This is a genomic window from Parendozoicomonas verongulae, assembly GCF_009711465.1.
Taxonomy (GTDB): Bacteria; Pseudomonadota; Gammaproteobacteria; order Pseudomonadales; family Endozoicomonadaceae; genus Sansalvadorimonas; species Sansalvadorimonas verongulae.
In genome coordinates this window covers 1-1,172 of sequence record NZ_SMME01000518.1, presented here as the reverse complement: position 1 = coordinate 1,172, position 1,172 = coordinate 1, and the positions used below count along the sequence as shown (strand labels likewise).

General features: G+C 50.2%; 2 protein-coding genes. Both read right to left on the bottom strand.

All coding sequences use genetic code 11. The features are described from left to right. Positions 1-382 (bottom strand): hypothetical protein (locus E1189_RS01285; protein WP_155158299.1); only part of this gene is annotated, 382 nt, incomplete at its 3' end. 61 nt (positions 383-443) lie between these two features. Further along, positions 444-1,067, bottom strand: coding sequence for a hypothetical protein (locus E1189_RS01280; RefSeq protein WP_155158298.1), 624 nt, complete (start codon positions 1,065-1,067; stop codon positions 444-446). Positions 1,068-1,172: the final 105 nt, after the last annotated feature.

Below are 1,172 nucleotides of genomic sequence, written 5' to 3'. Positions count from 1 at the left end.
ATTTCGGCCTGAAAGTCACACATCGGGTTTTCTCTATCATTTTGAAACCGTACTTGATGGCTTCTTTCTGGCCGATTGTCTGTTGTTCAGGAATATGCTCCACGTCGAGCTCTTCTGCATCGGCTTTCTGTGCAAGGTCTTTCTGGATCCTGGCTTCAAGATTTCTGACTGAGTGAGTCGCTCTATGGTGAGCGGCATGACGCTCAGAGAGAGGAATAAAGTGCGGCTTATGATTGGGTTGAGATGTGTAGCTTCGGATATGATGTTCCGGACGAATGAATTGCACTAAACGATTCAAGTAGGTGCCAGCAATCTGGCTTGAGCGAGAGTGACTCTCGATAAAGTCCGCCAGATGAGTGCGTAGCGTGTCGATAACCTTCATGTGCCGATCTCTTCCCTGAATAAGCTTTCAGTTTGTATCCATCGGCAGGGGGGAGATAAGGCTAAAGCTCTTCAAGAGCTTTCTGGAAAGCCAGCTCAATAGCCTGCATCATATCAGCAATGGTTTCGGGAGGGTTGTTGATGCAATTGTCGGTGGTTGAGGCGAGTTTGATCAGTGAGTCCCGGTATTCTGCCAGTTGAGCCTCGCCAGTGGCCATATTGCGGCTGCGTACTTCCAAGTCCTGTCCCTCGAAAGGGTCGTCCTGCATCTCATAGCTTTTGTACTGAATATCTCCCAGCTTTTCATCCATAATCCTTTGGATAAGTCGCAGGGCACGTAGAGGTTCGTGTTTGTTAATCTGCCTTATCGCCTCATCAATAACGGTGCTGTCACAGGGGCTTTCTGCAGAGTGCTCTGCGAAGTAGTTACTGCTCCAGATTTCGGCTTTGATCAGGGGGGATGTCTCTTCCAGAAGGCGCTTTTTCTCGGGAGCAAAAGTCACTTCCCAGTCTTCCAGTGGTTTGTCATCGGGGTAGGTTGCCTGGGATTCAGAAGGCCAGAATTGCTTCTGTGGGCTGATCAGCTCTGCAAGCCTGTTCATGGAAGAATATCTGTCACGAGCCACTTTGATGTAGGCTCGCATGCTGTTAGCAATAACTTCTCGGACAATCGTAATAATCTTCACGGGGTTCTCCTTCCCTAGAGTTATGGTGCTCTTATCCGGTAACGCGAACTCGCCTGGTTCCGCCGCTGGGCTTCTCGCGCCTGGCCAGGCGCGCCTGCTCTACAC